This is a genomic window from Pseudomonas sp. 18.1.10 (assembly GCF_024655625.1).
In the GTDB taxonomy this organism is placed as follows: Bacteria; Pseudomonadota; Gammaproteobacteria; order Pseudomonadales; family Pseudomonadaceae; genus Aquipseudomonas.
Window position 1 is genome coordinate 1 of sequence record NZ_JANLGL010000366.1, and the last position, 3393, is coordinate 3393.

General features: G+C 62.9%; 4 protein-coding genes. 3 read left to right on the plus strand and 1 reads right to left on the minus strand.

Features of this window, described 5'->3' with window-relative positions:
• Positions 1-78 precede the first annotated feature (78 nt).
• Positions 79-1113, minus strand: coding sequence for a type IV pilus twitching motility protein PilT (locus NUV89_RS28655; protein ID WP_257783967.1), 1035 nt, complete (start codon positions 1111-1113; stop codon positions 79-81).
• Positions 1114-1170: 57 nt separating this feature from the next.
• On the opposite strand from NUV89_RS28655, the gene NUV89_RS28660 reads away from it, so the two are divergent.
• The 3 genes from NUV89_RS28660 to NUV89_RS28670 are packed head-to-tail and all read left to right on the plus strand — an operon-like array spanning position 1171 to position 3324.
• Positions 1171-1857: a YggS family pyridoxal phosphate-dependent enzyme gene (locus NUV89_RS28660; protein WP_257783968.1), complete on the plus strand. Its 687-nt coding sequence runs from the start codon at positions 1171-1173 to the stop codon at positions 1855-1857.
• Between the two features lie 33 nt (positions 1858-1890).
• Positions 1891-2709, plus strand: coding sequence for a pyrroline-5-carboxylate reductase (proC, locus tag NUV89_RS28665; RefSeq protein WP_257783969.1), 819 nt, complete (start codon positions 1891-1893; stop codon positions 2707-2709).
• 27 nt (positions 2710-2736) lie between these two features.
• Positions 2737-3324 carry a YggT family protein gene (locus NUV89_RS28670; protein WP_257783970.1) on the plus strand — a complete coding sequence of 196 codons (588 nt, stop codon included), beginning with the start codon at positions 2737-2739 and terminating at the stop codon, positions 3322-3324.
• Positions 3325-3393: the final 69 nt, after the last annotated feature.

The window sequence follows — 3393 nt, forward strand, 5'->3', positions numbered from 1 at the left end:
AGTATCAGATGAGCTGACTGACCCACCGCATTCGCGAGCAAGCCCGCTCCCACATTGGATCTTCAGTGTTCTCGAGAGCTATATATCCCCAGGCACCCGCGCCTTCTCCCGCGCATCCTCCCGACTGATTACGCCCTCGCCCACCAGCGCCTTCAAGCTCATATCCAGCGTCTTCATCCCCAACGCTCCGCCGGTCTGGATCGCCGAGACCATCTGCGCCACCTTGTCCTCGCGAATCAAATTGCGAATCGCCGGTGTGCCCAGCATGATCTCGTGAGCCGCCACCCGCCCGCCGCCGAGTTTTTTCACCAGCACCTGGGCCACCACCGCCTGCAACGACTCCGCCAGCATTGAGCGGACCATGGCCTTTTCCCCCGCCGGGAACACGTCCACCAACCGATCCACGGTCTTTGCCGCCGACGCAGTGTGCAGGGTGCCAAACACCAGGTGCCCGGTCTCAGCGGCCGTCAGGGCCAGGCGGATGGTTTCCAGGTCGCGCAGCTCGCCCAGCAGAATCACATCCGGGTCTTCCCGCAGCGCCGAACGCAACGCCGCCGAGAAGCTGTGGGTATCACGGTGCACCTGGCGCTGGTTGATGAGCGCGGCTTTTGGCCTGTGGATAAATTCGATGGGGTCTTCCAGGGTGAGGATGTGCTGGCGTCGATGCTGATTGAGGTAGTCGATCATCGCCGCCAGGGTGGTGGACTTGCCCGAACCGGTCGGCCCGGTGACCAGCACCAGGCCACGCGGCAGTTGGGCAATCCGCTCGAAGACTTCCCCCAACCCCAGGCTTTGCAGGCTCTGGACCTCACTGGGAATGGTGCGAAACACCGCGCCCATGCCGCGATCCTGCTGGAACACATTCGCCCGGAACCGCGCCACACCGGGCAGTTCGAACGCGAAGTCCGTTTCAAGAGATGTTTCGAAATCCTTTTGCTGGTGTTTCTTCAGCAACGGGCTGAGCAGATCCGCCACCTGGGGTGCGGACAGCACCGGCCAATCCAGCGGCCAGACCTCGCCATCCACACGCAGCATCGGCGCCAGGCCGGCTGACAAATGCAGGTCGGACGCGCCACGGCGTAAGCCTGCCGTCAGCAGTTCAGTGATATCCATAGGGCTTTCCATTTCCAGTAGAATGCCGCGGACTCCATGTCCACGGGCGCATCTTGAATGTCCACGATAGCAGACAACATCGAGCTGGTTAGCCAGCGTATCCGCGCTGCCGCCGACGCAGCCCAGCGTGACGCAAGCAGCATCCACCTGCTGGCCGTGAGCAAGACCAAACCCGCCCAGGCCGTGCGTGAAGCCTACGCCGCCGGGATGCGCGATTTTGGCGAGAACTACCTGCAGGAGGCCTTGGGCAAACAGGCCGAATTAACCGACCTGCCCTTGAGTTGGCACTTCATCGGCCCCATTCAATCGAACAAGACGCGCGCTATCGCCGAGAACTTCGCCTGGGTGCATTCCGTGGAACGCCTGAAAATCGCACAACGCCTGTCCGAACAACGCCCGGCTGACCTGCCACCACTGAACATCTGCATCCAGGTCAACGTCAGTGGCGAAGCCAGCAAGTCCGGCTGTACGCCCGCCGACCTGCCGGCCCTGGCCCAGGCGATCAGCGCCCTGCCGCGCTTGCAGTTGCGGGGTTTGATGGCGATTCCCGAGCCGACTGACGATCGTGCCGCGCAGGATGCAGCCTTCGCCACGGTGCGTGAGCTGCAAGCCGGTTTGAATCTGCCGCTCGACACACTTTCCATGGGCATGAGCCACGACCTTGAGTCAGCCATCGCCCAAGGCGCCACCTGGGTGCGGATCGGTACCGCGCTGTTTGGCGCCCGCGACTACGGCCAGCCGTGAAATGGCTGACTTTTCACTGAATAAGGACCTGTCATGAGCAACACGCGTATTGCCTTTATCGGCGCCGGTAACATGGCGGCCAGCCTGATCGGTGGCCTGCGGGCCAAGGGCCTGGATGCCGCGCAGATCCGCGCCAGCGACCCGGGCGCCGAGACCCGTGCCCGCGTCAGCGCAGAGCACGGTATCGAAACCTTCGCCGACAACGCCGAAGCCATCCAGGGCGTCGATGTGATCGTGCTGGCGGTCAAGCCGCAGGCCATGAAGGCCGTGTGCGAAAGCCTGCGCCCGAGCCTGCAACCGCAGCAGCTGGTGGTGTCGATTGCCGCTGGCATTACCTGCGCCAGCATGAACAACTGGCTCGGCGCCCAGCCGATTGTGCGCTGCATGCCCAACACCCCATCGCTGCTGCGCCAGGGCGTGAGCGGCCTGTACGCCACCGCTGAAGTCAGCGCCGCACAACGGGATCAAGCCCAGGAACTGCTGTCCGCCGTGGGCATCGCCCTGTGGCTGGAAACCGAGCAGCAACTGGATGCGGTCACCGCCGTGTCCGGCAGCGGCCCGGCATATTTCTTCCTGCTGATCGAAGCCATGACCGCCGCCGGCGTGAAGCTGGGCCTGCCGGCGGAAATCGCCAAGCAACTGTCGGAACAAACCGCACTGGGCGCGGCAAAAATGGCCGTGGCCAGCGACGTCGACGCCGCCGAACTGCGCCGCCGCGTGACCTCGCCGGGCGGCACCACGCAAGCCGCCATCGAATCCTTCCAGGCCGGGGGCTTTGAAGCCCTGGTGGAAACAGCACTGGGTGCCGCAGCACATCGTTCGGCGGAAATGGCCGAGCAGCTGGGCAAATAAATAGTCGTCCCAATCAAGGAATCACACATGCTTGGCCTTAATGACGCGCTTATTTTCATCATCCAGACCCTGGGCAGCCTGTACCTGCTGATCGTGCTGATGCGTTTTATCCTGCAACTGGTGCGGGCGAACTTCTACAACCCGCTGTGCCAATTCGTGGTCAAGGCTACCCAGCCCTTGCTCAAGCCGCTGCGCCGGATCGTGCCGAGCATGTTCGGCCTGGACATGTCGTCGCTGGTGCTGGCGCTGCTGCTGCAGATCCTGCTGTTTGCCTTGGTGCTGTTGCTCAAGGGCTTCCTGCCCTACACCGTGCTGCTGTTGCCCTGGGCGCTGATCGGTATCTTCTCGCTGTTCTTGAAGATCATTTTCTGGTCGATGATTATCAGCGTGATTCTGTCCTGGGTCGCACCGGGCAGCCGCAGCCCAGGCGCGGAGCTGGTGTACCAGATCACCGAGCCGGTGCTGGCGCCGTTCCGTCGCTGGATCCCGAACCTGGGCGGCCTGGATATCTCGCCGATCTTCGCGTTTATCGCGATCCAGCTGATCCAGGGTTGGGTAATCCCATACCTGGCTGAGTTTGCAGGGATGCCCAAGATGCTGTTCGGGCTGATCTGACCCGCAGCACCTAAATGTGGGAGCGGGCTTGTGTGGGAGCGGGCTTGCTCGCGAAAGCGGTGCATCAGT

What these genes read in the sequence shown, in the direction of transcription:
- NUV89_RS28655 (WP_257783967.1), bottom strand. Translation starts at nt 1,113, where the DNA reads ATGGATATCACTGAACTGCTGACGGCAGGCTTACGCCGTGGCGCGTCC.
- NUV89_RS28660 (WP_257783968.1), top strand. Translation starts at nt 1,171, where the DNA reads ATGTCCACGATAGCAGACAACATCGAGCTGGTTAGCCAGCGTATCCGC.
- proC (WP_257783969.1), top strand. Translation starts at nt 1,891, where the DNA reads ATGAGCAACACGCGTATTGCCTTTATCGGCGCCGGTAACATGGCGGCC.
- NUV89_RS28670 (WP_257783970.1), top strand. Translation starts at nt 2,737, where the DNA reads ATGCTTGGCCTTAATGACGCGCTTATTTTCATCATCCAGACCCTGGGC.